The organism is Clostridium sp. (genome assembly GCF_036639235.1).
Lineage (GTDB): Bacteria > Bacillota > Clostridia > Clostridiales > Caloramatoraceae > Clostridium_AB.
Window position 1 is genome coordinate 1 of the sequence record NZ_JAVWJB010000102.1, and the last position, 2,252, is coordinate 2,252.

The 2,252-nt window shown below is 35.8% G+C and carries 2 protein-coding genes; both read right to left on the reverse strand.

Annotation, left to right across the window (positions count from 1 at the left end; translation table 11 throughout):
* Positions 1-722: hypothetical protein (locus RR539_RS10785; RefSeq protein ID WP_332483868.1), on the reverse strand; the 722-nt coding region annotated here is incomplete at its 3' end.
* Positions 723-900: 178 nt separating this feature from the next.
* Positions 901-2,187, reverse strand: a complete 1,287-nt coding sequence (locus RR539_RS10790) for a WG repeat-containing protein (RefSeq protein WP_332483867.1) — start codon at positions 2,185-2,187, stop codon at positions 901-903.
* Between the last annotated feature and the right edge of the window lie 65 nt (positions 2,188-2,252).

Here is a 2,252-nt window from a genome sequence, read left to right on the forward strand (position 1 = left end):
CCTGGTGTTGGTGGTACTGGTTCTGATGGAATTGATGTTATTATTCCATCTATTTTGTTTATTAGTTCATCCTTAGATGTATGTGATTGAAGCTGCTCTGCTAGTTTCTTCGCCTCTTCTAGCTTCTTCTTAGCTGCTTCCTTATTACTTCCTAGTAGCTTATTTGCTTCTTCTACTAGTGCTTCTACCTTCTTATAGCTATTTGTGTAATTTGTTTTGATTACTTCCATAGCTTCACTTCTTTGTGCTACCCTTTCAAGAAGTTCATTGTACTGAGCTTTAAATACTCCAAGGTCAACCTTTCCTAGGTCTTCCTTAGCAAGCTTAATGTACTGGCTCCATTGTGGAACATTCTTAATAGTATGTGCATTAACTTCCATTGATTGCTCAACCTTGTTAACCCTAGCAGCTGCATTAACTAGAGCTTCTGCCCTATCAATTCTAGCTTGATACTTATCTCTACTTGAACCCTTTGGAAGTTTAGCATTAAGAGATTTAGCTTCTTTAATATATGACTGCCACTGTCCTACATTTTTAAGCCCTAGATAATTCTTTTTAAGTGAATAAGTTATATGTTCGATTTTAGCATGAACATCATGTACTAGCTTGTTTACTGAGGCTTCACTAACCTTAATATCTTGAACCGCTCCTACAGCACCTGCTGCTGACGATACAGCCATAACACCTGCCAGTGATGCTCCTATGATTTTTTTCTTTTTCATTTTGTTTCCCCCTAACTAAATTAAATATAAAATAAATGCAATGGTTCCATTATATTACATGAGTTAGACACAAACTGTCATCTTGTTATAAATTTTCAAATATTTTTCATATTTATAGCTATTTTGTAAAAAACACAAGGAGCATGTAGACACTTTACTTCTACATACTCCTTGTATATTATTTATTACATCTTGGGATGATCCAATCACCTCTATGATTCATTATTCCTACATACCCATCTCCTACTACAGTTGCATAACCGTTATAGAACTCTGTACATTGGTCAAATGAAATACTACTTCTCTCCTTGCCAAGCTCGTCTATATATCCGAACTTACCATTAAGTTCTACTACTCCTCTTCCCTCTGAGAATAGGAATGCATCACTATATTTTATGTCACATATTCTATGTCCCTCATGGTCTAGGTATCCCCACAGGTGTCCCTTACATACTGGAACTAGCCCTTCTCTAAAGTCTCCTACCTCATCATACTCAGCAGGTATAACCTCTTCCCCCTTAAGATTCAGGAATCCAAGCTTATTCCCCTTTTCAAATGCGGCGAACCCTTCATGGAAATCCCTAATATCACTATACACAAAGTCAACAACAGTATTACCAAGTTCATCAATAACACCAAAGTGATTCCCAAGTCTTGCTGGTATTAACCCAAAGCTTAACTCTCCAAGATCATCATACTTAATATCTACAACAATACTTCCATGACTATCTATTACTCCAAACTTGTCCTCTATACAAACGACACCATGGCCTCTAAAGAAGTCATCAACATCATCAAATATAAAGTCACAAATAAGATTATAATCCTTATCTAAATATGACCACTTATCCCCAACACATACAGCTGCAAAGCCTTCAATATGCTGTCTTCCCTCATCGTACTCAATATCGTCTATCCTATTCCCCTCACTATCAACAAGGAAATACTTAGTACCATCAGATACCATAAAAGCCCCCTCTGAGAAGTCAAACCCCTCCTTAAATCTAGGCTCTATAACAATATCAAACTCCCTATTAATATACCCTATAGCATCACCTGTAGAAACCATAGCATAATCACCAGAAAACTCATAAACTTCCTTAAAAACCTCAGAAACCCTCTCGCCTTTAGTATTAATAAAAAACTGATGATTATTAAGGGTTACAACTGCATATCCATTTTCAAAGCCTCTAGCATCATTATAAACAATGGGAATAACAACATTCCCATTAACATCTATGTATCCAAACTTATCACCATTACAAACAACAGCAAGTCCCTCTCTAAACTCATCAATGCTACTATAGCACCAATCATAATACCTAACTACGCTACTATGACTATTCTCCATGCCATGATGATGGTGTGAACAACATGACTTCTTACCCTTCTTAGAACCTAGGACAAAAATAGATATTATAATAATAGCAACACCGAAAAACAAAGTGTAAATATGATCATTCATAACTTATACCTCCAAATATTTCCCCAAAAATTATATACTTCCTTAACACAATTATACAATTTTCA

Coding starts and splice junctions, on each gene's coding strand:
- RR539_RS10790 (WP_332483867.1), bottom strand. CDS start 2,187: ATGAATGATCATATTTACACTTTGTTTTTCGGTGTTGCTATTATTATA.